The sequence below is a fragment of the Streptomyces doebereineriae genome (genome assembly GCF_031845645.1).
In the GTDB taxonomy this organism is placed as follows: Bacteria; Actinomycetota; Actinomycetes; order Streptomycetales; family Streptomycetaceae; genus Streptomyces; species Streptomyces canus.
In genome coordinates this window covers 1-310 of record NZ_JAVREZ010000618.1, presented here as the reverse complement: position 1 = coordinate 310, position 310 = coordinate 1, and the positions used below count along the sequence as shown (strand labels likewise).

The 310-nt window shown below is 60.6% G+C and carries 1 rRNA gene; it reads right to left on the bottom strand.

Features of this window, described 5'->3' with window-relative positions:
- Positions 1–193: 193 nt before the first annotated feature.
- Positions 194–310, bottom strand: a 16S ribosomal RNA gene (locus RNB18_RS53545); the annotation flags it as partial.

Below are 310 nucleotides of genomic sequence, written 5' to 3'. Positions count from 1 at the left end.
CACCCAACAGCGTGCCCGGCACCCCCGCCACTCGTGATCAGCTTTCCACGCTCCGAAGAGCAGTACTTGCAGCCCGAGATGACTGAGAATGCCGAATAATCAACGTTCCACCCATGAGCAACCACCGTCGAACGTGTGCCGACGTAATGGCCCTGGACCACCAAGCAAGCTCGGCGGCCTAGATGCTCCTTAGAAAGGAGGTGATCCAGCCGCACCTTCCGGTACGGCTACCTTGTTACGACTTCGTCCCAATCGCCAGTCCCACCTTCGACAGCTCCCTCCCACAAGGGGTTGGGCCACCGGCTTCGGG